General features: G+C 68.6%; 19 protein-coding genes and 5 pseudogenes. 12 read left to right on the forward strand and 12 right to left on the reverse strand.

Features of this window, described 5'->3' with window-relative positions; genetic code table 11:
• The first annotated feature begins 29 nt into the window (after nt 1–29).
• Both ABZ876_RS30635 and ABZ876_RS30640 read left to right on the forward strand, forming a co-directional pair.
• Nucleotides 30–1490: a GAF domain-containing SpoIIE family protein phosphatase gene (locus ABZ876_RS30635; protein WP_361788018.1), complete on the forward strand. Its 1461-nt coding sequence runs from the start codon at nt 30–32 to the stop codon at nt 1488–1490.
• A gap of 5 nt (nt 1491–1495) precedes the next feature.
• Nucleotides 1496–1864: an STAS domain-containing protein gene (locus ABZ876_RS30640; RefSeq protein ID WP_361788020.1), complete on the forward strand. Its 369-nt coding sequence runs from the start codon at nt 1496–1498 to the stop codon at nt 1862–1864.
• Between the two features lie 94 nt (nt 1865–1958).
• Here ABZ876_RS30640 and ABZ876_RS30645 read toward each other — a convergent pair.
• Nucleotides 1959–2431, reverse strand: a pseudogene (locus tag ABZ876_RS30645) (Tn3 family transposase); the annotation flags it as partial.
• A gap of 10 nt (nt 2432–2441) precedes the next feature.
• On the opposite strand from ABZ876_RS30645, the pseudogene ABZ876_RS30650 reads away from it, so the two are divergent.
• Nucleotides 2442–3061 (forward strand): annotated as a pseudogene (locus ABZ876_RS30650) (IS256 family transposase); the annotation flags it as partial.
• Between the two features lie 39 nt (nt 3062–3100).
• Nucleotides 3101–3184 (forward strand): annotated as a pseudogene (locus ABZ876_RS30655) (HNH endonuclease); the annotation flags it as partial.
• Nucleotides 3185–3455: 271 nt separating this feature from the next.
• Here the strand turns inward: ABZ876_RS30655 and ABZ876_RS30660 are convergent.
• Together ABZ876_RS30660 and ABZ876_RS30665 are read right to left on the reverse strand one after the other, a co-directional pair.
• On the reverse strand, nt 3456–3782 hold the full coding sequence (locus tag ABZ876_RS30660) for a metal-sensitive transcriptional regulator (protein WP_361788022.1): 327 nt from the start codon (nt 3780–3782) through the stop codon (nt 3456–3458).
• Nucleotides 3779–6586, reverse strand: coding sequence for a heavy metal translocating P-type ATPase (locus ABZ876_RS30665; RefSeq protein ID WP_361788024.1), 2808 nt, complete (start codon nt 6584–6586; stop codon nt 3779–3781). The genes ABZ876_RS30660 and ABZ876_RS30665 overlap by 4 nt, the downstream gene beginning before the upstream one ends.
• A 202-nt stretch (nt 6587–6788) precedes the next feature.
• On the opposite strand from ABZ876_RS30665, the gene ABZ876_RS30670 reads away from it, so the two are divergent.
• The 4 genes from ABZ876_RS30670 to ABZ876_RS30685 all read left to right on the forward strand — a co-directional run bounded on the left by ABZ876_RS30670 (nt 6789) and on the right by ABZ876_RS30685 (nt 9094).
• Nucleotides 6789–7052, forward strand: a complete 264-nt coding sequence (locus ABZ876_RS30670; protein WP_361788026.1) for an SHOCT domain-containing protein — start codon at nt 6789–6791, stop codon at nt 7050–7052.
• Nucleotides 7053–7106: 54 nt separating this feature from the next.
• Complete coding sequence (locus ABZ876_RS30675; protein ID WP_361788028.1) at nt 7107–7358, forward strand: DUF2933 domain-containing protein; 252 nt, start codon at nt 7107–7109, stop codon at nt 7356–7358.
• 34 nt (nt 7359–7392) lie between these two features.
• On the forward strand, nt 7393–7671 hold the full coding sequence (locus ABZ876_RS30680) for a hypothetical protein (protein ID WP_361788082.1): 279 nt from the start codon (nt 7393–7395) through the stop codon (nt 7669–7671).
• 325 nt (nt 7672–7996) lie between these two features.
• Nucleotides 7997–9094 carry a pentapeptide repeat-containing protein gene (locus ABZ876_RS30685; RefSeq protein ID WP_361788030.1) on the forward strand — a complete coding sequence of 366 codons (1098 nt, stop codon included), beginning with the start codon at nt 7997–7999 and terminating at the stop codon, nt 9092–9094.
• A gap of 123 nt (nt 9095–9217) precedes the next feature.
• Here ABZ876_RS30685 and ABZ876_RS30690 read toward each other — a convergent pair whose 3' ends face one another.
• The 7 genes and pseudogenes from ABZ876_RS30690 to ABZ876_RS30720 form a co-directional block, all read right to left on the reverse strand.
• Entirely contained in the window at nt 9218–9649 is a 432-nt protein-coding gene (locus ABZ876_RS30690; protein ID WP_361788032.1) for a transposase, read from the reverse strand.
• Between the two features lie 236 nt (nt 9650–9885).
• Nucleotides 9886–9993: pseudogene (locus tag ABZ876_RS30695) on the reverse strand (winged helix-turn-helix domain-containing protein); the annotation flags it as partial.
• A complete protein-coding gene (locus ABZ876_RS30700) occupies nt 9963–10292 on the reverse strand; it encodes a helix-turn-helix domain-containing protein (protein WP_361788034.1) in 330 nt (109 codons plus the stop codon). The gene ABZ876_RS30700 and the pseudogene ABZ876_RS30695, both read right to left, overlap by 31 nt.
• A 351-nt stretch (nt 10293–10643) precedes the next feature.
• Nucleotides 10644–12239 (reverse strand): cation acetate symporter, encoded by a 1596-nt coding sequence (locus ABZ876_RS30705; RefSeq protein ID WP_361788036.1) that lies wholly within the window; start codon nt 12237–12239, stop codon nt 10644–10646.
• Entirely contained in the window at nt 12236–12574 is a 339-nt protein-coding gene (locus tag ABZ876_RS30710; protein WP_055495030.1) for a DUF485 domain-containing protein, read from the reverse strand. Before ABZ876_RS30710 ends, ABZ876_RS30705 begins: the two co-directional genes overlap by 4 nt.
• A gap of 389 nt (nt 12575–12963) precedes the next feature.
• The gene (locus ABZ876_RS30715; protein WP_361788038.1) at nt 12964–14154 is read right to left on the reverse strand and encodes a helix-turn-helix domain-containing protein; all 1191 of its coding nucleotides are present in this window, start codon (nt 14152–14154) and stop codon (nt 12964–12966) included.
• A 424-nt stretch (nt 14155–14578) separates the two neighbouring features.
• Nucleotides 14579–15790, reverse strand: a complete 1212-nt coding sequence (locus ABZ876_RS30720; RefSeq protein ID WP_361788040.1) for a transposase — start codon at nt 15788–15790, stop codon at nt 14579–14581.
• A gap of 708 nt (nt 15791–16498) precedes the next feature.
• Here ABZ876_RS30720 and ABZ876_RS30725 point away from each other — a divergent pair.
• Nucleotides 16499–17356 carry a hypothetical protein gene (locus tag ABZ876_RS30725; RefSeq protein WP_361788042.1) on the forward strand — a complete coding sequence of 286 codons (858 nt, stop codon included), beginning with the start codon at nt 16499–16501 and terminating at the stop codon, nt 17354–17356.
• On the opposite strand, the pseudogene ABZ876_RS30730 reads toward ABZ876_RS30725, so the two are convergent.
• Nucleotides 17346–17607: pseudogene (locus tag ABZ876_RS30730) on the reverse strand (GNAT family N-acetyltransferase); the annotation flags it as partial. The gene ABZ876_RS30725 and the pseudogene ABZ876_RS30730 sit on opposite strands and share 11 nt — an antisense overlap.
• 165 nt (nt 17608–17772) lie before the next feature.
• Nucleotides 17773–18381 carry a hypothetical protein gene (locus ABZ876_RS30735; protein ID WP_361788044.1) on the reverse strand — a complete coding sequence of 203 codons (609 nt, stop codon included), beginning with the start codon at nt 18379–18381 and terminating at the stop codon, nt 17773–17775.
• A 275-nt stretch (nt 18382–18656) separates the two neighbouring features.
• Here ABZ876_RS30735 and ABZ876_RS30740 point away from each other — a divergent pair, with 275 nt between their 5' ends.
• From ABZ876_RS30740 to ABZ876_RS30750, 3 genes are all read left to right on the forward strand, one after another.
• Nucleotides 18657–19079 (forward strand): hypothetical protein, encoded by a 423-nt coding sequence (locus tag ABZ876_RS30740; RefSeq protein ID WP_361788046.1) that lies wholly within the window; start codon nt 18657–18659, stop codon nt 19077–19079.
• A gap of 593 nt (nt 19080–19672) precedes the next feature.
• Nucleotides 19673–20548, forward strand: a complete 876-nt coding sequence (locus ABZ876_RS30745) for a polysaccharide deacetylase family protein (protein ID WP_361788048.1) — start codon at nt 19673–19675, stop codon at nt 20546–20548.
• Between the two features lie 339 nt (nt 20549–20887).
• Nucleotides 20888–22012: an alpha/beta hydrolase-fold protein gene (locus ABZ876_RS30750; RefSeq protein ID WP_361788050.1), complete on the forward strand. Its 1125-nt coding sequence runs from the start codon at nt 20888–20890 to the stop codon at nt 22010–22012.
• Nucleotides 22013–22159 lie beyond the last annotated feature (147 nt).

The raw sequence follows: 22159 nt of genomic DNA on the forward strand, positions 1-22159 counted from the left end.
TGCGGGAGGTCAAGGAAGGTGGAAAGCCGATGCCCGAGCAGGCTTCGGCATCCGAGGACGGCGTTCCTGGCAAGCGCCTGCATCTGGTGCCCGACGAGGTCGTCGAGGCCGGCCGGATCGAAGCGGTGCGCCGCTACGACATCCTCGACACCCCGCCCGACGGGGCGTTCGACCGGGTGGCTGCGCTGGCAGCCCGCCTGTTCGACGTCCCCGTGGCGACGGTGACGATCGTGGACGAGGACCGGATCTGGTTCAAGGCCGCGCACGGCCTGGACGGGGTCAGTGAGATCGGCCGCGACCCGGGCCTGTGCGGCTCGGCGGTGCTGCGCGACGATGCCCTGGTGATCCCCGACACCCTGCTCGACGACGTCGCCTGCGGCAACCCGCTGGTCACCGGTCCGCTGGGGGTTCGGTTCTACGCCGCCGCGCCGATCACCACCGCGGACGGGCACAAGCTGGGCACCGTCAACGTCCTGGACACCAAGCCCCGCTCCATCACCTCCGAACAGACTGCCACCCTGACCGATCTGGCTGCGATCGTGATGGACGAGATGGAGCTGCGCCTGTCCGCGCTGCGCACCGTGCGCCAGGAGCAGCGGGCCGCCGAGGCTGAGCGGGCGGCCCGGGAGCAGGCGGAGAGGGACAGGGCGGCGATCGCCTCCTTCGCCTCCACCTTGCAGCACACTCTGCTGCCGCCGGCGCTGCCGACGGTGCCCGGCCTGGAGCTGGCCTGCCACTACCACACCGCGTCCGTGCACGATGTGGGCGGCGACTTCTACGACGTCTTCCCCCTGCCCTCCGGGAAGTGGGGATTGTTCCTGGGGGACGTGTGCGGCAAGGGCGCCGAGGCGGCCACTATCACCTCCCTGGCCCGCTACACCCTGCGGGCCTCCGCCCAGCACACAGACGACACCGTCGCGGTACTTGAGGCCCTGAACAGCACCCTGCTGGCCGACGTGTGGGCGGGCAGCCGGTTCTGCACAGCTTTCTTCGCCACCCTCACCCCTGCTGCGGCCGGGGGCTTCACCGTGGAGCTGGCCACCGGTGGGCACCCCCCGGCCTACCACCTCAGCCCCGCCCCGCCCGAAGCCGGGCGCGCCACGCACACGCGGGTGGAAGCGGTCCGCCCCAAGGGCGGCATGCTCATCGGGGCCTTCCCCGGCGCCCGCTTCGCCTCCACCACCCTTCACCTCACCCCCGGCCAGGCCCTGCTCCTCTACACCGACGGCCTGACCGAGGCACACACCAGCACCGACGCCATGCTCGGTGACGAGGGCCTGACGGCCTTCCTCACCGCTCGTCCCGCCTCGTGCGGGGCGGCGCAGTTGATCCAGGACACCGTCGGTTTGCTGGACGCCCTGCCCGAGGGCGCGAGTGACGACGTCGCCCTGCTGGCTCTGTCGGTCCCCACTCCCGACCAGGCCGACGCCGCGACGGGGGCCGGATCCACCGCCCACACCACCGCCGCGCCCGCCGGCGAGGAGCACTGACGGCCATGACCGACGACATCGAGCTGACCCTGACCGCCACCCCCGGTCCCGCAGCGGTCGCCACCGTCACCGGCGAGATCGACCTGCATACCGCACCCGGCTTGCGTACCCGCGCGCTGGAGCTGATCGACCAGGGCCACCACCACTTGATCCTGGACCTGTCGGGTGTGGGCTTCTGTGACTCCGCCGGGCTCAGCGCACTGATCGGCATCTGGCACGGCGCCCAGGAAGCGGGCGGCTCCCTGGCCCTGGCCGCCGTCCCCGACCGGCTGATGCGCATGCTCACCCTCACCGGTGTGGACAGCCTCCTGCCCCATTACCCGAGCACCGCCGACGCGCTCAGCGCCCACCAGGGCGCCCCCGACGCCGCCTGAACCGCTCCTTCGCCAGCCTCTCGCGTCGCTCTCCGGGCGGCAAAGCCCGGTCTGCGCGGTGGTACAACGAACGGCCAGGCGCCTCGGGTGCGGTTCAGTCTTCGGCGTGCTCGCCGGCGTCCGGGTCGCGTAGCGGGCGCAGGCCGCAGTCGGCCGGGTCCGAAGCGCGGATGCTAGCGGCCCAGCACGTTGAGGTTGGCGTGCGAGCGGGGAGAGCCGGGTGACGTCCTCGTCTCGAACGTCGTGCTCACGCTCCTCGGGCGGCCGGGCCCGCAGCCGCCCGACGGCGGCGTCCAGGTAGCGGGTCGTCCACAGCACGCGCCGCAGGGCCAGGCCGAGCGCGCCGAGCTGATCCTCCTGGCCCTCCCGGTACGCCTGCATGATCTGCCCGTGCTTGCCGTGGCAAATGTCGCGGGCCAGCGTGTGGCGGGACTCCTGCACGGTGAGCTGCCGGTTCATCTGCCTGCGGTAGGTGTCGTCCACCGGGTCGACCACCCGCAGCAGGTGCAGGGTCTTGGCGGTCCGCCCGTACTCCGCGAACGCCTGCCCCAGCGGCGTGGGCCGTCCGCGGCCGAACGACGGCTACCGCGAGTCCGGCGAGTCCTGGGCCGACCTGCTCCGGGACTGCGCCCGCCGGGGCATGCATGCCCCGGTCCTGGCGGTCGGCGACGGCGCCCTGGGCTTCTGGAAGGCCCTGGCCGAGGTGTTCCCCGCCACCCGCGAACAAAGGTGCTGGGTTCACAAAACCGCAAATGTGCTCGACGCCATGCCGAAGTCCGCGCAGCCGGGCGCGAAGAAACCGATCCAGGACATCTACAACGCCGAGGACAAGCAGCACGCCCAAGCGGCGATCAAGACGTTCTCGCAGCTCTACGGCGCGAAGTTCCCCAAGGCCGTTAAGAAGATCACCGACGACGAAGCCGAACTGCTGGCGTTCTTCGACTTCCCCGCGGAGCACTGGATCCATCTGCGGACCACGAACCCCATCGAGTCGACCTTCGCCACGGTCCGGCTGCGGACCAAGGTCACTCGTGGCGCCGGCTCGCGCACCGCCGCCCTGGCGATGGTCTTCAAGCTCGTCGAGTCCGCCCAGCAGCGGTGGCGGGCCGTGAACGCACCCCACCTCGTGGCCCTCGTCCGTGCCGGCGCCCGCTTCGAACGCGGGTCGTCGAGCGACCCGAGCTCAGCGCGGCCTGAGCTACCTCAACTGATCCACAGGCATTGACAATTACTCCCCTCGGCGACGACCGCGCCCTCATCGCGGTCTCCGCCGCCTCGCACCGCTCAAAGGCTGACCAGGACCCGAGCACCTGGATGCCCAGCTGACCGTCACCACACAAGCGCAGAAACCTCCGGCGCTGCGCGCCTCCGAGCCGAGGATCGCATTCCCGCCCGGCCTGAAGCCCGGGATTCCCTGCGAAGAAAAGGGATGGAAGGCGCTGCTGTCCCGCAGGCACTGGAACCGCCACGGCTGTGCGTTGTACATGGACGGGGCGGCTGTGGCGTCCTTCACGAGGGCCGTCACGGCCTCGGTGTCGAGTCGTTGTGCCAACACCGGGGACCTCCCTTGGCTGGCTGGTTCAGCAACCCTTTACAGACGCAGTGCGCGCCGCAGGGTGTCGGTGAGTTCGGCGAATTTCTCCTCGGCCTGGGCGGTGTCGGTGCGGGCGGCGTTGGTGACGCAGCCGCGTACGTGGTCGTCGAGGAGGCCGAGGGCGACTTCCTGCAGGGCGCGGCTTGCGGCGGTGATCTGGGTGAGGACGTCGATGCAGTAGCGGTCGTCGGTGACCATGCGGGAGATGCCGCGGACTTGGCCTTCGATCTTGTTCAGGCGGGCCAGGTGGTCGGCCTTGTGGACGGCGTAGCCGGGTGCCTGGGTGTGCTCGTGGGCGTGGCGTGGGGTGGCGGCGGTGGTCATCGGGGTTCGCCTCCCTCGTGCGTGCCGCCGGCCGTGGGGACGGTGTAGCGGTGGGGGTCGGCGTCGAAGGTGGCGGCGCAGTGCGCGGAGCAGAAGTAGTAGGCGTTGTGCTCGGTTTGCCGGTGTTCGGCGGCGGTTGCCTTGTCCACGGGCATGCCACATACCGGGTCCGTGACCGTGCTGCCGCCGTTGCCCTCGGAAGCGGGATGGTGGTGCCCGTGTCCTGCCGCGGTTGCCGTGCTGCTGGCTGGGGCCCGGTCGGCGGCGGACTCGACCTGGGGCTGGATGTGGGCGGGGCGGGCTTCGGGCAGCGGCTGGGTGTGCCAGCGGCGCAGCCGGGAGGCGTTGGTGACGACCGACAGGGAGCTGAGCGCCATGGCCGCGGCGGCGATGATCGGGCTGAGCCGGATGCCCCACAGAGGGTAGAGGGCGCCTGCGGCGAGGGGGATGCCGAAGGCGTTGTAGACCAGGGCGAAGAACAGGTTCTGCCGGATGTTGCGCATCGTGGCGCGCGACAGCCGGATCGCGGTGACGACCCCGCCGAGCGAGCCGGCGATGAGGGTGATGTCGGCGGCCTCGATGGCGACGTCGGTGCCGGTGCCGATGGCCAGGCCGACGTCGGCGGCGGCCAGGGCGGGGGCGTCGTTGATGCCGTCGCCGACCATGCCGACGGTGCGGCCCTCGCCCTGCAGGCGGCGGATCTCGTCGGCCTTGTGCTCGGGCAGCACCTCGGCCAGCACCCGGCCGATGCCGACCTGGGTGGCGATGGCTGCGGCGGTGCGGGCGTTGTCGCCGGTGAGCATGACGACGTCGATGCCGAGGTGCTGCAGGGCGGCGATGGCTGTGGCGGAGTCCTCCTTGACGGTGTCGGCGACGGCCAGGACACCGGCAGGACGTCCGTCCACTGCGGCGAGGACGGGGGTCTTGCCCTCGGCCGACAGACTGGCAGCGACGGGGGTCAGGGCGGTGGTGTCGATGCCGACGTCGCCCAGCAGCCGGGCGGTGCCGACCAGGACGGCGTGCCCGTCGACGGTGGCCTGGACGCCCTTGCCGGTGACCGAGTCGAAGCCCGTCGCCAGGGAAGGGGGAAGGCCGCGGTCACGGACGCCGGTGACGATGGCCTGCGCAAGGGGGTGCTCACTGTCGGCCTCGGCACCGGCGACCAGTCGCAGCAGCGCCGTCCCGTCGAATCCGCCGACGGGGTGGACGTCGGTCAGGACGGGCTTGCCCGCGGTGACGGTGCCAGTCTTGTCCAGCACCACGGTGTCCAGCTTGTGCGCGGTCTCCAAAGCTTCGGCGGAGCGGATCAGAATGCCGGCCTGGGCGCCCTTGCCCGTACCGACCATCACCGACAGCGGCGTGGCAAGGCCCAGCGCGCAGGGGCAGGCGATGATCAGCACCGCGACCGCTGAGACCAGCGCCAGGGTCAGCGCGGGCGACGGGCCCACGGCGAACCAGACAGCGAAGCTACCGATCGCGATAGCGATCACTACGGGTACGAAGTACGCCGACACCGCGTCGGCGAGCCGCTGGATGGGAGCCTTCGACGCCTGGGCCTGCTGCACGAGACGGATGATCTGGGAGAGCATCGTGTCGGCGCCGACCTTGGCCGCCCTCACCCGCAGGGACCCGGTGCCGTTGACGGTGGCGCCGATGACCGTGTCCCCGGCGTGCTTCGTGACGGGCATCGGCTCGCCGGTGACCATCGACTCGTCCACCGCGGAGGAGCCGGAGCGCACCTCGGCGTCGACGGGAATCTTCTCCCCCGGCCGGATGACGAGCTCGTCCCCGACCACCACGTCCTCGACGGGGACCTCGCGCTCGGTTCCGTCCCGAACGACGCGTGCGGTGCGGGCCTGCAGACCCAGCAGGGCACGGATGGCCTCACCGGTGCCGGCCTTCGCCCGGGCCTCCAGCAGCCGCCCAAGCAGGATCAAGGTCAAGATCACACCGACGGCCTCGAAGTACACCTCCCGCACGTCCTTCGGCAGCAGACCGGGGGCGAGGGTGACCAGCAGGCTGTAGCCGTAGGCAGCAGACGTGCCGAGGGTGATCAGGGAGTTCATGTCCGCGGCCCGGTGGCGCAGGGTCAGCCAGCCCGTCACATGGATCGGCCACCCGGTGTAGAACATCACCGGCGTGATCAGCGCCAACTGCAGCCAGTGGTTGAGCATCCAGCCGGGCACCCAGGTGGCGCCGAACAGTTCGTGCGCCATCACCGCGAAGAGCACCGGGGCGGTGAGCACGGCGCCCACCACCACGCGGTGGGTGAGGTCCTTGATCTCCGCCTGCCGCTCGGCGGCGTCCGCGGCCTCCGACTCGGCCGCCGTCCGCTCCTCACCCGCTGGCGGCCCGCCAGTGGCACCAGAAGTAGGAGGCGGTGCGGCCGTGGCGCCATGGCTGTCCGGTGCAGGCTGTGTCGAGTCGTCCGCGGGTGCGACCAACAGGGTGCCGTGGATCATGTTCATGCCGCAGGCGAAGCCGAAGGTGCCTGGACGGTCGGGGTTGAGCCGCACGGTGGTGCGGGTGTGGGCGGGCAGGCCGGCGCCGGCCTTCAGGTCAGGGAAGACCACGCGGGAGGTGCACTCGCCGGCCTCCTGCCGGTCGAAGACCAGCTCCACCGGCGTGCCCTGGCGGACCTTGATCAGGTTGGGGCTGTAGCCGCCCCGCACCGTCACCTCCACCCGCTGCACCCCGCCTTCCAGCCGGGCGGCTCCCGCGCGGCGCGGGCCGAAGAAGTACCAGCCCAGTGCGCCGATCAGCACGGCCGAGGTCAGGACCACGACGATCTCGAGGGCACCCATGGGCCGCTCGCCTCCCTTGTCGGTTCCCTTCTCCAGCCTGCGCCCGGCTACCCCTACCTGGTAGGGGCGGGTCGGCCCACTGGTCCGGGGCCATCCGGCCCCAGACCGCCACGCCCAGCGGCGGGACGATGAAAGGAAGGCAAGAAATGCTGGGTGCGCTTCGTATCCGGCTACAGACAAAGGCCGAAGCAGGTGAATGGCGATGATGTTCTGGTACGACCACAACGTCAGCGGCTGGGGCTGGTTCGCGATGTCGGCCGGCATGATCCTTTTCTGGGCACTGATCATCACCATCGCGGTCCTGCTGTTCCGCGCCCTGAACCAGCCACATGAGCACACCCACACCCCGGCAGCGCCTTCGGCAGAGGACATCCTCCGCGAGCGGCTGGCCCGCGGGGAGATCGAAGAGGACGAATACCGGCGCCGCCTGAGCGCACTGCACGCTGGCCCCCTCACCAAACCCTGAAACCTGCATGCCCCACCGGTTGCGGCTCCTGCCCTACTCCGAAGGAGGGCGGTCATGAACAAGCGCAACTACGGCCTGTACGCACTCGCCGCCGCGATCGTCATCGCCGCCGTCCTGATCGTCGGCGCGCCGCTGCAGAACCTGGTCTGGCTCGCCCTCGTCGTTGCCTGCCCGCTGATGATGTTCTTCATGATGCGCGGCATGCACGGCCAGGACACGCACAGCGGCCACGAGCAGCACCGCGACGACCTGGACGAAGACCCGCTGCGCAAGCACGACCACCACACTGGGCCCAGCCGGTTCTGAAGCGGCCCGGGCCCGGGCGGGGGAGGTGAATGACATGGTCGCCGTGACCGCCGCACTGATCGGGCTGCTTATCCTGACAGCCCTCGTCTACGACATCACCCGGCTGTTCGGCTGCGATGAGCCGCGCCGCCCACCGCTGGCCCGCCTGCGGGGTCGGCGCGCCGCCCTGGAGGCCGCGGAGTTGCGAGTGGTGGGCCTGCGCCTGCACCACCGCCTCGACCAAGCCGCCTACCAGCAGCGCATGAGCAGCCTCGCCCACGGACGGCGCGCACCCGCCCGCCCCGTCTCAACCGTGGGGGGTCGCCATGGATGACGCCGCATACGGCCTGTGGCCGCCACGCAGTCGGCGTAGGAGGCGGGGCGGCATTTCCGCTGCCGGCTGGTATGCGTGCCAGGGGCGTGGTTCGGGTACGAGGCAGGTGGTCTGGTTGGCCAATGCCGGAGGTCCGTTGCGCGGGCTGTTGGTGCGTCACGCTAGTGACGCATGGGGGGAAGGGGGGCGTAATGGGGTGGTTCACGCGCGATGAACCCGCGGTCGTCTTCGACTCCGTGATCGTCAGCGGGGCTTTCTGGCCGTTGGATCGAGCTTGACTACGGCTGAGAGGAATTCGAGTTCAACTCCGCGCGGTGTCCTGCGCTTGCGGCTGGGCCTGCATGTCGCCGTAGTGCTGGTGTTCGCCGTTGCCGCGGCGATCACAGTCTTAGGACTGCTGTGGCTGATGCTGGGGGCGCCTCGGGTGCAGGGGTCCGGACCACTCAAGCCCGGTGACACGCACGACGCCATCAAGATCGCATTGGCTGTTGTCGCAGGAGTCGGCGGCGTTGTAGCACTCGTAGTCGCCTACCGACGCCAGCATCTTAATGAAGCGGCCGATGCCCGCGAGTATGAAAAGGTGCTGGTCGAACGGTTCGGCGCTGCGGCCGAGCAACTCGGAGCGGCCCAGCCGGCTGTTCGGATGGCTGGCGCCTACGCGATGGCACGGCTTGCCGATGAGTGGCTGCAGGAACGGCAGATGTGCATCGACGTGCTGTGCGGCTACCTGAGAATGCCGCATGCTCCCGATCCACCTATCGATGATCAGGCGCTTGTGCCGTGGCAGCGCGAGCGGGAAGTGCGCGTGACCATTTTAGGGCTCATCGGTGCCCACTTGCGCGATGGTGCCCCCGCGTCCTGGCAGGGCTACGATCTCGACTTCACCGGCGCCGTCCTTGACGAGGCCGACTTTCGTCGCGCCCGCTTCACCGGCGACGACATCATCTTCGTCAAGGCGCTCTTCGTCGGTCACGGCCGGGACCAGGTCGTCTTCGATGATGTCGACTTCGCCGAAGGCACCTGCGTCTACTTCCGGCTCGCCGAATTCCGCAGCGGCTCCCTCCGCTTCAACCGTGTCACCTTCAGCGGCGGCTGGGTCACCTTCGACCATGCCCGCTTCACCGGGGCTCAAGTGAACTTCCGCGACGCTGCCTTCACGGCGGGCGAAGTCCCCTTCGAGGGCGCTGAGTTCTCCGGCGGCTCCGTCGACTTCACCGGCGCGACCTTCACCGGCAGCACAGTCAACTTCGGTGAGCACCATCTTCCATCCGTCTACACCACGGTGCCGCCCGCCCTATTCAACGGCGGCACTGTCGACTTCTCCCAAGTAGCGGACTTCACCCACCCCCCGCAGTTCGGCCTGCAGGTGATGCCCCCCGGACTGCGGCTTCCTCCTGACACCAACATCTCCGACCTGCCTTGATAAGGCAGTCTGTGAGTGCATCGTGGCGGTCAGAACTCTCCAGCACCAGAACCAGCCCCACCAGTGGTCGCTTCGAGGGCCAGCAGCCCGGCCCTGCTCAACGCGCTTACTGATTTCGGCGTTTTAGGGTCGGTCCGGTCTCTCGAGAGCGAGGCCCGTTCCGGTGAGGAACCCGCCGAGGATGTGGTGCCGGTACTGCAGCGCCCTGAGCCGCCCACGGAGCAGGGTTTCCAACTCGCTGAGGGTGCGGGCGGCAAGGTTGGCCAGGCTCCGTTTGACGTGCGCCCACAGGCCCTCGACCGGGTTGAGGTCGGGCGCATACCTGGGCAGCAGGACCACCGTCAGCCATTCCCGTTCGGCCACGAGTGCCTGCATCGCCTTGGAGATGTGGGTGCTCAGTCGGTCCCACACCACGACCAGCGGGGCCTTGAGCAGGTGGTGGGCGCCGTCGAACAGGCGGATGTAGTCGCTCTCGCCGAGCGAGCGACGCTCGCCCTTGCGGCCGGTATGCCGCCGCAGCCGGTAGCACAGGCGGGCAGGCCTGGCCGGTAGCACAGCAGCCCGGCCACCGACAGCCGTCCCCGGCCACGGCCGGAAACCCGCACCGTCGGGGTGATCCCGCGCCGCCCCCAGGTGCGGCCCTTGGGCGGAAGGCCGGTCACGCCTGCTTCGTCCTCGAAGCAGATGAATGCGCCGGTCGCCGCCCGGATAGGTTTTACCTCCTGCCAGGTCGCCTCCCGCCATGCGGTGACCGCGTCCTCGTCGCGTTCGGTGGCGGGCCGAACGGGCATCTGCACGCTGAACCCCATCCGGTGCAGCAGCCGGGCGACGCCAAAGACGCTGTAAGAGATGTGGAACTTCCGCCCGATCAGCGTGCGCACCCTTGCCGCGGTCCACACCTGGTCATCCGCCCAGCCATGCGCCGCCGGCCCTTCGTCCAGCCAGGCGGCGGGCGTGGCCTGCAGGTCAGGGCCGAGTCTGCAGTCGTAGCCCGGGGCCCCTGGGAACGCAGAGCCTCCCGCCCACCGGACGCCCCAGCACGACGCCACTGGTAGACCGACTTCTCGCTCACCCGTAACTCCCGGGCGATGCGCGGGACTCTCACGCCCTCCTCGAAGAGGTCGACGCCCCGCACCCGTACCTCTTCACGGCGGTTGCGCTGCTCGGCGGTCAGCCCGCCCCCGTCTGGATACCGCATACTTCCGGATACCAGCCAAGACGGACCCTGTCACCACACCCTACGACGCCGAAATCAGTAAGCACACATTCCGCGCCGGCGGTCAAGTAGCCAGCTGTGACCGGGAACGGCAGTTGGCACATGACGTGCGCTAGTTGGCTGATCTGAATGCACCGCCGTCGCCCGATGCGCTCACCTGCGGCGACGTTCTCGTGCTCGGGTTCGGCGATGGCGTGAACCGCCAACTATGGTCCTCAAGATTCGCCAACTATCGTTCTCTGAACGCCCGCGACCTGCACTGATATACACGTGTACCGCCAACTACCGTCCTCGGTCACACCGCGGACCGGGTGCGATCGGCCCGGTCGGCGTTCACTCCCCGCCCACTCCGGTCAGTGTGCGCAGCTCGGCCTCCTCGTCGCGGCGGGCATCCGGCCCGGTGCGGTGCCGGACACTGCCGAACCAGCCCAGCACGAAGCCGAGGGGGATCGTGACGAGCCCGGGCATCCGCAGCGGAAACCAGGCGAAGTCCCGATGCGGGAAAAGCGATTCGGGTGTGCCCGAGACGAGCGGGGAGAACAGGGTCAGGGCCGTGACGACGGCGATACCGCCGTACAGGCACCACAGCATCCCGCGCTCGGTGTAGCGGTTCCAGAACATGGTGTGGACGAGCACCGGCAGCACCACGGAGGCCGCGAGGGTCAGTGCGAGGTAGATGAGCGACAACAGGTTCCAGTCCCTCGACCACACCGCGAGAAGGATCGCAAGTGCTCCGACCACGGCTGTCGCGCCGCGGGCGAGCGCCACTTCGCGCTTCGGTGACACGCGTCCGCGCAGCAGCGCTTGGGTGAGGACGTCGTGAGCGACCGAAGACGCCGCGGCCAGGAGCAGACCCGTGACGGCGGCCAGCGCGGTGGCGAAGACCGCGCACCCCATGGCGGCGACCAGCACGCCCGAGCCGTCGCCGAGCGCCCGGGAGAGCAGCAGCACGCTGGTCGTCCCGTTCGGGTCCGAGGCGCCGATCGTCGCCGAGCCCACGACGGCGGCAGCGCCGAGTCCCAGCACAACGGCCGCTGCGCAGAAGACGCCGGTCAGGCTCACGGCCCAGCGCATGGACACGCGGGCCGCCCTGGCGCTGCGGGCGCCGTACAGCCGCATGGTGACGTGCGGCATGGTCGCGGCGCCGAGGACGATGGTGAGCTGGAAGCCGAGGAAGTCGAGTCGACCGGTGGACGAGTCGCCGAACTCGAGGCCGGGACGGAGATAACCGTCGCCCCTGCCGCTGCCGGCCACCGCCGCGTCGAGGAGCCTGCCGGGGTTCCACCCGAATCGGTTCAGGACGATGAAGGTCACCACCGTCACGGTGGCGAACAGCACCACGGTCTTCACCATCTGCACCGCGGCCGTGCCCCTCATCCCGCCGAGCGCCGCGTAGCAGACCATGAGCACGCCGATGATGACGGTGCACAGGGGCTTCGCCTCGTTGCCGGTGAACCCGAGCAGGAACGTCACCATCGCGCCGGCACCGGAGAGCTGCACCGTCAGATAGGGCAGGGTGACCGCGAGGGTGACGACGCCGACTGCGATCCGCACCCGGCGGCCGGTCAGCCGGCCGGCGATGGCGTCGCCCATGGTGTAGCGACCGGAGTTGCGCAGGGGTTCGGCGAGGAGGATCGCCGTCAGCAGCAGTGACATCACAGTGGCGCATGCCACCAGCATGCCGTCGTAGCCGGCCAGCGCGATGACGCCGGTGGTGCTGAGCACCGTGGCCGCGGAAATGTAGTCGCCCGCGATGGCCAGCCCGTTCTGAAAGGACGTCAGTGCGCCGGTGCCGCTGTTGCCGGTGTAGAACTCGGCCGGATCGTCCTTCTCGGGGCCGGCCAGCACGCACAGCAGCAGGCACAGGGCGACGAAGACCATGAAGACCACGAGGGTGGTGCCCGGCGAGGCGGAGGACGGGTCGCTCATGCCGTCGCTCCCTTCGTCGCGGCGCGGCGCCGTTCCGCGAGATAGCACCGGAGCCGGTCGGCAAGCGGATCGATGCGCTGTCTCGTATGCCGGGCGTGCCGGACGAGGACGGTGGCGACGAGACCCATCTCCCCGAGGCCGAGAGCCATCCCGAGGGTCAAGTGGCCCGTTGTCCGCGCTCCGATCAGGGAGGGAGCGAGGCAGGACAGCGCCGCGTACGACAGATGGCCGCCGAGTACGAGTCCGACGGTGCTGCGCCGCAGTGAGCGGTGCGCCCGGCGCAGCGCCGCCGCGTCGGCCCGTACGTATGCCAGGGGGTCGCCCGTGACGGTCACGGTGGGACCGGCCCGGTGGCTACGCGGAATCCAGGGCTCTTGAAGGTCGTCCGATGCTGTCACGAGCTGCCTTTCCGGATGCGCTGATCAGGGGGCGAGGCGAGGGCCTGCGCGAGGCTGGGCACGGAGCTGTTTTCTGTGTGCTGCGGCCAACCCGTTGCTGTGGGCGAACATCCTGACCGCCGGTCGCGGGCCCACCCATGGACCCGCGAACAACGCTGGGCCGGCATGACTGTTCCGTGTGACAAAGCCGGTTCGGGGCTGCCGGCGGTACCGCGGGCAGCTGGCATCGACGGTCCGGCGCACCGCATTGACAGCGGGGGCCACCCGCAACGCCCCGCGGGCGCCCGGGGACCCCGGGGGCTCCCGCGAGCACCCGGAGGGCGGGCCTATCGCAGGCCGAGGACGATCCGGGCGGTCTGCAGCGCGGTGGCCAGGTCCGCGACGTCCTGGGGGTTGTGCAGTGAGCGTCCGGTGAGTGTCTCCAGTCGGCGGAGCCGGTAGCGCACGGTGTTGGGGTGGCAGTACATGGCCTGCGCGGTGTCCGCGGCCGAGCCCGCCGCGGTGAACCATGCGTCGAGCGTGCTGATGAGCAGCGAGCAGTCCTCGGCGGGCAGTTCGCACAGGGGGCCGAGGATCGTCGAGACGACCCGCTCGGCCTCCGCGGGCGCCGCCGCGACGAGTACCGCGAGCGGTGCGGTGTCCTCGAACCGCGCGAGCCCGGCCTCACCGGCGGGCAGTGTCCCCCGGGCGAGGCGGGCGAACTGCAGGGCCTGCGGAGTTTCCCGCAGTGAGGTGAACGGCCGGCTGACGCCGATGCGCGAGACCGCTTGCCGGCCCAGTACCTGCAGAGCCCGTTCCCGCATCCGCACACTGCGCGAGCACACCACGCCGATCTGCTCGTGGGGCAGCAGTCGCCAGGCCGACCTGACCGCCTCCGCCTCGAGCCGCGATTCGATGTCGGCAAGGGCCTGGCGCCCGATCGCGGGAGTCTCCGCGGCCACCACGACGAAGTCGCCCTCCAGCGGCAGCCGCAGGATCTCGGCGGTCTCCCAGAGGGTGCGTTGCCCGTCGATGAAACCGGCGAACAGCGCCTCGACGAGGACCGAACGCTCGTGCTCACGCTGCAGCATCAGTTGGGCGGAGGCCTCGCGGTAGCCGCTCACCATCGTGTCCGCGTACTCACCGCTCAACCGCCAGATGTCGGCGGCGAGGTCGACCAGTTGGGAGTCGCCGAGCCGGCTGCCGGCGCGAGCGAGGGCGACCAGTTCCTCCCAGAAGCAGCCGAAGCCGATTCTGTAGGCGCTGAGTACTTCGGGGAGCGGGGCGCCTTGCAGGGCCCGTTCCCGGCCGGTCGTCCGTGGCGCCTGAAGGGCGGCGGCGAGACCGCCGCCCGCGAACTGCTGCAGGACCCGCATGACGTTGTCGTGGACCGACTGCCGCAGCGCGTCACGCGACACCGAGCCCCCGGCCAGGTAGAAGCCGACTTCGGCCCGGATGCGGTCGACGATCGTGTCGGTGAGCCGATCCGCCCCGGCGAACAGGGAGTCGACGACTGCGGGATCGAGCTCTGCGTGCACGTCGGCACTCTAGTGCGGCCCCTTCCCGCCGCACAGAGCCCGGCAGGCATGCGTCCGGCCACCCGAGCGCTTCGTCGCACAGTTGCTTCCTCGCGCAGCGCTTCGTCGCACCAGCTCTCCCCCTCACCGTGACCGGGTCGCACCGACCTCCTGGCGAAGGCCCCTCGCGCGAGCTCAGCTCCAGTCCTCATCAACCGCCACGACCGTGCCATCACCAGCCGAACACGGCTGACGCACAACCGCTGCCACCAGGGCGCCCACTCACAGGCGGGGAAGCGCCACAGGGAGCCGATCAGCGCGGCCTGGAACGGAGTCACGATCTTGTACAGGCTGAGGTCGTGCCCTGGTCTTTTGGGTTGAGGTGATGCTCCAGGCAGAAGAGGCGGGTCGCGGAGACCGGCGCCACGTAGTGGTGGTGCCCCCGCTATGTCCGGCTCTCATAGTCGCCCAGGGAGGGCCTGTTCCATCTCGCGATGGTCGGCCTCGATGCACCAGCGGCTCGTCGCGTACCCGACCAGGACCGCGAGTGGGGCGTTCGCGGGCAGGTCAGTGATCCAGGACCGGAAGACGTGCCCGCCGCGCTTGCGCTTCCACTGGACCAGTTGGGCGCCGGGGCAGCAGCCGGTCGGCGGTGGACGCGATGTGCTCGCACTCGACGATCCTGGCGATGCGTACCGGGATGGCGACGAACCAGCCGGACCGGGCGAGGGTGATCGGCTGTCCCGGCCCGGTAGACGAACCTGGGGGCCCGGTAGCGGTGTTCCGCGGCGCCCCGGTCGACAGTGATGCTGGGGCGCCTGCGCGCCCAGGCGGTGATCGGGGCTGCGGTGGCGGTCAGAACGACGGTGTGACCCGTGACCGCCAGCGGCCAGCGGATGCCCTGGGCGGTCAGCCCGGTCCGGAAGGCGACGTTGGTGCCGTAGTCGCTGTCCGCGACGACCAGCGGCGGGGCCAGAGCCGACTGGTCGGGATCATCGAGCAGGTCCAGGGCGATCCGCTGTTTGGTGCGATGCACGATCTCCGGCCCGATTCCCGCCTTCGTCGCAGCGTGCGCGCCACATGCAAAGCGGGCTGCAGCCGACGGAAGGGCCATGCTGTGACCGTTCCACTCAAAGAGCCGAAATGACTCTTCCCTGTCTGTTGCCCGGGGCCAGCCACCCGTTATCACGGGGCACCGCTTCTCGGTGTCACTTGCGGGCGCTAGCATCGCGAACATCAATTCTTCACGTCTTGCACACAGGTCGGCGGGTCTACCGTCAATCGACGAACCGGAGCTCCCATGCCTGTGCCCGTACGTCGCCTTGCAGCTGCTACCGCGCTCGCAGTGGCACCCTCCGTCGTACTGGCCGCGCCAGCAGCCGCGACAACCAAGACGATCGCCACCATCACATCGTCTTCGCGTCCATGTTGGTCGAGAGGAAGGTGAGCACACGCGGACACATCTCCCAGTCGACCGCCCGCCCTTACCAACGGCAGGAACCCCTCTCCGGACACTGGGCCCCATAGTGGCGTACTCCCCCTTCGTGAGGAGCGACCCGCACCCTGCATACCTCGCGGCGTACCGACCCTGGGTCGATGTGATCACCAGCCCTCGACTCGCTGCACATCCTGCCGAGACCGGACCGGCCAGCATCATCCCCCCAGGAGCCACTCACCGAGTTATGACCTCAGAGAAGAGCAAAACATCGTGATTCACAGGTTCAAGAGACACCTGGTTAAGGCATCTATCGCCGTGTCTTTGGCTGCCATCATGGCAGTATTGAGTGGCAGCCTTGCCGGCGCCGCAACGCCGATTAAATCGACGTTGACCGCTTCGGCACCTAAAACGATATACGCCGGATCGACGCTCACAGTCAACGGTCGACTTACACCCGGTAGCGGCCGTCCCGTCACCCTTCAGAAATACAGCGCCGGTGCGTGGCATTCGGTCGCGACAGCACGCACAGCTTCGAACGGGACCGTCGCGTTCCAACAGGGTAAAGTGCCTGTTGGTACGTACACAGAGCGGCTCACGGCTCCGAAAACAGGCCGGTATTCGGCGGCGACTTCGGCCGCTGTTCGGGTGGTGTCTCTGACTCGCAGTACGCTGACTGCTGCCACTGCAGCTGGTGTCACAAACCGTCAGTCAATCATCGTGACCGGCGCCGTGAAACCTTCTGGGATTCGCACTGTCGCGTTGCAACGCCTTGTGTCCGGCCACTGGGTGACGGCAGTTACGACTCGTTCGCAGAGTTCCGGCTCGTACCGAGTCACGGCTGCCAACCCCGGCCTTGGTCGCTGGTCCTACCGAACAGTGACAGCTCAGACAGCGTCCCTTTCGGCGGCCACCAGCCCTACCGTCTCGGTGACGGTCACTCCCGGCGGGCCGTTCGTGGTGACCGGTTCCGATGTGCACACCCTTCTGGCCACCACGACGGACGGCAAGTACAAGAAGACCCTGTACAAGACTACGAACACCATCATCGATGTCGCGGTGTCTCCCACAGGACGCTGGGTCGTCCTCGAGCGGACCACCGATCCAATCCCGGCATATAACGAGACATTCTCTGTGGTGACGGGCGGCGTCGGGCTGGCGACCCGCACGGTCGCCAGCCGCAGTTACGCCGCGTGCATGCGGGACGTGGCGGTCTCGGCTGACAGCCGCATCGTCGCTTGGGACGAAAACGGCCAGATGACGCAGGGCCCCAACGGCACGTGGTATTGCCAAAACACCAAGCAGGTCCGGGCTATGACCCTGTCGACAGGCGTCGAGGTCATGTGGGAGACCACTGGCAATATGGCTGTAACGGTGACAGACTTTGTCGACGATGACCCAAGATTCGCCTGGCTTGACCTTCAGTCCAATTACTCGCAATGGTACAAACTGAACTTGGTCAACGGGCTTCCATATCAGGCTTCCGCTCCGCCGGCTCGGAACGCTGCGCTCAGCCCTGACGGTACGCATAATGCTTATGTTGGTAACTCGCCGGGGGTGCCGGACCTCTTCGTTGAGGATCTTAACGGCAACACCCGAGACTACGGGCAGGTCGTTGTCTCGTGCGAGAACACGGCAGTCGGGTGGCTGGACAACCAAACCGTGCTTGTCGATTGCGGGTCAACGGGCGGAGCCGATGGCTACCACCCCTTCCATGCGGTGGTTCGGATTACCGACGGAAAGGTGCTCTCCACACCAGTAGGGCCCGTCTACGGCTTCACCCGCTAACGACGGAAAGCAACGTCATTCGGCTAACTGAGGGGGCGCCCGGCGGATCAGGCTGGTCGGTTGGGGTGAAACCGTTGCGCTCGTAGAACGCGACCAACTCGCCCCCGCCCCGCCCATCAACCCACCCGCAGCAGCTCCACGCCGACCTGCCACTCCTCAGCGGCATGGGTCAGCAGCGCCGCCCCGTTGCCCCGACCGACGTACCGTCGGTCGGGGACCAGCAGCTGGACCTACCGCTCGGGTTCCCTCGCAACGTTCATCCCCCAAGAGCGCAGCGCGCCGATGCCGAGCTGTTCAGCCAGGTCCAGTCCGCAGCCCGACCCCTCTCAACCTGCCCCCTGATCCTGACGGTTCGCCACGGCGCGGCTGCCCCGCGTCCCGGCGACGAGCTGGACTGCTGGGTGTTCGCCCACGAATCAACCCACTGTCTGCTGACCGCCGACCCGCGCGGCAGTCAGCCCATCTCGCCCAGGATGGCGCCGCGCTACACGGCCGCGCTCGGCGTTCTGGACGAGCTGATCAACGGTGAGAACATCGTGGCGCAGGACGCCCGGGATCGTCTGTCCGAGCTCAAGGGCATGGCCAACCGCGTCCTGCGCCGGGACCAGGCGGACTGGGTCGACGTGCGGCGTGTGCTCGGATCGCCGGACAGGCACCGTCTGACCCTCCTGCGCAACCTTTCGGCACACGCCCACCACGCACTCAAGGACGATCACCTCGATGCGGGTCGCCTCAAGGACGGCCTGGAACGTGCCGGCAGGGCCGACGCCCTGCTCATCGCGCGCCACACGCTCCAGCCCACCAACACCCCCATCGTCGACGTCAGTTGCGCCACGAAGGACGGCCACTTCCTCTACGAGGTCCTCGGCGCCGGCCACTGCGCCTACGCCGACCTGCGCTCGGGAGCCGTCCGCCTCCTGGAGATCAACCACACCCTTCCCACCCCCGCCGACCGCCTCCACCTGGTCCTGTGCCTCCCGGCCCGCCGAAGACTGGGCAGCCGACACCCTCCACGACATCTTCAACGTCCACGTCCTGTGGCGTACCAAGGAAGGCTGGGGCGGCCAGGACCCCGAAACCGCCCCGGGCACCGAACCGACATGACCCCCGCCCGCCGTTCCACCCAACACCAACCCACCGCTCCGTGCGCGAGATGCCACGGTGTTCGGAGCAACTTCCGCACTGCCAAAAAAAAGGGGGGCCCGTGCGCCGTATCGTCTCGGCTGTCGCTCTGCTCGCTGTCCCGCCTCTCGCCGCCTGCTCCGCAAAACCCGCTTCCCCGGCGGCTCCGGCCGTTACCGTGACGCGCACCGTGCCGGCCTCCGTGCCGCCCACCTCGACGCCCCCTACCGCCGGCCCCACGCCGACGTCCGCGGCACCGAACACCGTGCCCAAGACGGCACCCCCGGCCACTCCTCGGCCGCATCTGACCAACGCCTCGGCGGTGGTCTCGCAGTACTACCAGGACATCACCGATCACGACTACGCGGCCGCCTGGGCGCTCGGCGGCTCGCACATCGCCGGGACGACCTACGACCGGTGGGTGGCCGGGTTCGCCACCACCCAGAACATCACCCTGGGCACCATCAGCGCATTCGGAGCCTCCCGCGTCCACGCCGTCCTGTACGCCACCCAAACCGACGGCACACTCAAGACGTACGCCGGCGACTACACCGTCGCCGACGGCATCCTCGTCGGCGCCTCGATCCACCAAACCAGCTGACAGTCAGTGGGAACTCAAGCCGCCAGGCTCCGCTGACGGCGAGACGCAGTTCCCGCAGCATGCCGGCCCTCTGCTTGCGATCTGCAGCGCTGTGGACTGCTTTGACGGTCGGGACTGCCGCGGGCTGCGAAAGGCCCCGGCGCCTTCCCGGGCGCGGGCAACCGTTGCACCCTGAGTGGGCGGTGCCGGGCCGTGGGATCCGGTGCGATGCGGGCCCCATCCGGCCGCACCGCACGCTCTGAGAAGCTCAGGTCACCCTGACCATCCGGGCGGCCTTTCCGGCCAGCCTCTGGAGCACGATGCCGGAGCCGGCCTACGGCAAGAGGGTCCGGGCGGTGCTGACGACACCCGATAAGGCGCGAGTGGCGCGCCCTCGCCCCCTGGCGAACGGCGGTCCAGCACTTGATCAAGCCCTGGCCTCCTGCCGGACGTCGGCTGTGATGACCCGCATGGTGCCGGGGGTGGTGTGGGCTTTGGCCATATTCTCACCCTCCGCTGAACTTCGCCTTTCATACCGCTGAACTTCGCTTTTCATACCGCGGTTATCTTCCCAGCAGAGTCAAGGTCAGGTTTGCAGTCAGGAGAGCGGTGCGGTGAAGCGACGCAACACAGGCGGCAAGTTCTACGCCCCGCTGGTCAGCGTGCTCCTGGCCGTGTCCGTAGGCGGCTGCGACATGAGCGGTGGCAACGCAACCGGTCCAGCGGCCACCTCGTCGGCGTCCGCCACCGTCGGCGGCACGCCGGGAACCGGGTCGCACGTCACGGCTGAGCCTGCCGCCTGGCACAAGTGGGGCCTGACACCGCTGCCCGCGACTCCCGAGCCCCCCGCGGACAAACCCATCAAACTGTCCGCGACCGGCCCAATCCCGGTCTTCACGCATGTACCGACATCCCAGAAGGTCGTCTTCATCACCGTCGACGACGGACTGGAAAAGGACCCCAAGTTCATCAAGATGATGCGGGACCTGAAAATCCCGATCACGATGTTCCTGATGAACGACGCCATCAAGTCGGACTACGGGTACTTCAAGCCACTGCAGGCAATGGGCAACCACATCCAGAACCACACGCTGCACCATCCCGCGATGAACACCATCCCGCTGAACCGCCAGAAGCAAGAGGTGTGCGGCGACCAGAAGATCCTCACCCAGCAGTTCGGCACCGCCCCGTTCCTCTTCCGGCCGCCCTACGGGGCGTACAACCACAACACCAAGATCGCGGTGGGAGATTGCGGGCCGCGAGCGATCGTCTGGTGGCGCGAGTCCATGCAGGTACGCAACATGCAGTACCAAGAGCCAGGCAAGAAGCTGCGTCCCGGCGACATCATCCTCGCCCACTTCCGCGGCCCTGCCGAGCTCAAGGGCGCCACCATGACGGAGATGTTCGCGAATCTGCTCAAGCGCATCCGAGAGCAGGGCTTCGCGGTGGCCCGCCTGGAGGACTACATCCAGCCGCCAGCCGGACACTGAACCGACCAGAAATCAGTGTGCTTCGTAGCCGTTGCACTCTTTCGGCATCGGGGCGCGGGCCGCGCAGTATGCGCCGCGGCCGGCTGGATCGGGTCGGAACCTCGCCCGAGATTTGCTCATCTATCTGACAGACATCGCATCTCGTAGTTCTTGCGAGAGACCCCCGATCCGGGCCCGATCGGGCATCCGGCGACATTGCGCCCTTTAGGACGGTGTCCAGCAAGGAGAGGTTCACTCCCCACCGGAAAGTCGGGTCAAAGGCCAAGAAACGCCCCGGGCAAGCCCTCGCAACGAAGCGCGGGCGGGTGCCGGGCAGAAAGCGCAGGCAGGTAACAGCCCATGGGTCTCACAAGCAACAAATTGCTGATGCTGGCGATCGTCCTCGCCGTCGTACTGTTCCTCGGCACGGTATGGCTGTGGCCGCGCCTGGCCCGGCGGAACTGGCGGGCCATCAGCGGACGGTTCGGGCTGCTGCTCGCCACCCAGCTGGCGGGCTTCGCCACGGTGGGACTCGCCACCAACCAGGCGTTCGGCTTCTACGCCAGCTGGTCCGACCTGTTCGGCCAGGAGACCGGCCAGGGAGTAGTCGTCGACCACGTGGCGGAGGGCGGCAGCAGCCCCGTCCAAGTGCTCTCCGCCTCCCCTGTCATCGGTGCGAGCAGCGCGCTGCCGCAGATGGCTGGGCAGGTCCAGAAGGTCGACATCATCGGCCGTACGACCCATCTGGCCACGCCGGCGTTCGTGTACCTACCCCCGGAGTACTTCCAGCCGCAGAACCGCGCGCGCAAGTTCCCGGTGTCCGTCGTTCTCACGGGTTACCCGGGCACGGCCCAGGCGCTGGTGGACAAGCTGAACTACCCGAGCACAGCGCAGCAGCTGGCCAAAAACGGGAAGATGCAGCCGATGATCCTGGTGATGCTACGTCCGACCGTAGCGCCGCCGCGGGACACCGAGTGCGTCGACGTTCCCGGCGGCCCGCAGACAGAGACGTTCTTCGCCAAGGATCTGCGCGATTCAGTGATGGCCCGCTACCGGGTCGTCAAGACGCCCGCCAGCTGGGGCATCGCCGGCGACTCGACCGGCGGCTACTGCGCACTCAAGATCGCCATGCACCACCCGGGTTCATACGCGGCCGCCGCGGCCCTGTCGCCGTACTACAGGGCGCAGATCGACCCCACCACCGGGGACCTCTTCCGCGGTGACAAGAACCTGCAGAACCGTGCCGACCTCTTCTGGGCGCTCAAGCATCTGGCCGCCCCCGAGACCTCACTGCTCGTCACCAGCAGCAGGGTCGGTGAGCACAACTACAAGGACACGCTCAAGTTCATAAAGGGTGTGCAGGACACGAACGTGACCAAGATTTCGTCGATAATCCTTCCGAATGGCGGGCACAACTTCAACACCTGGAAGCGGGAGATCCCGCCGATGCTGCAGTGGATGAGCGAGCGGCTCGTCGCACACTGAGCCACCGGTGCCTGACGCCCGGCACTGGTGATGTGGCCGGCCGCAAACGACCCTGCAGGCGCTCGAACACCAGGCGTCCAGGCCGGACGGCGCATTCGTGCCCGTTGAGGGGGGATGTACTCTGGCGCGCCAAGCGTGCCGCCCTGA

This window comes from Streptomyces sp. NPDC046931 (assembly GCF_040644655.1).
Classification (GTDB): Bacteria; Actinomycetota; Actinomycetes; order Streptomycetales; family Streptomycetaceae; genus Streptomyces.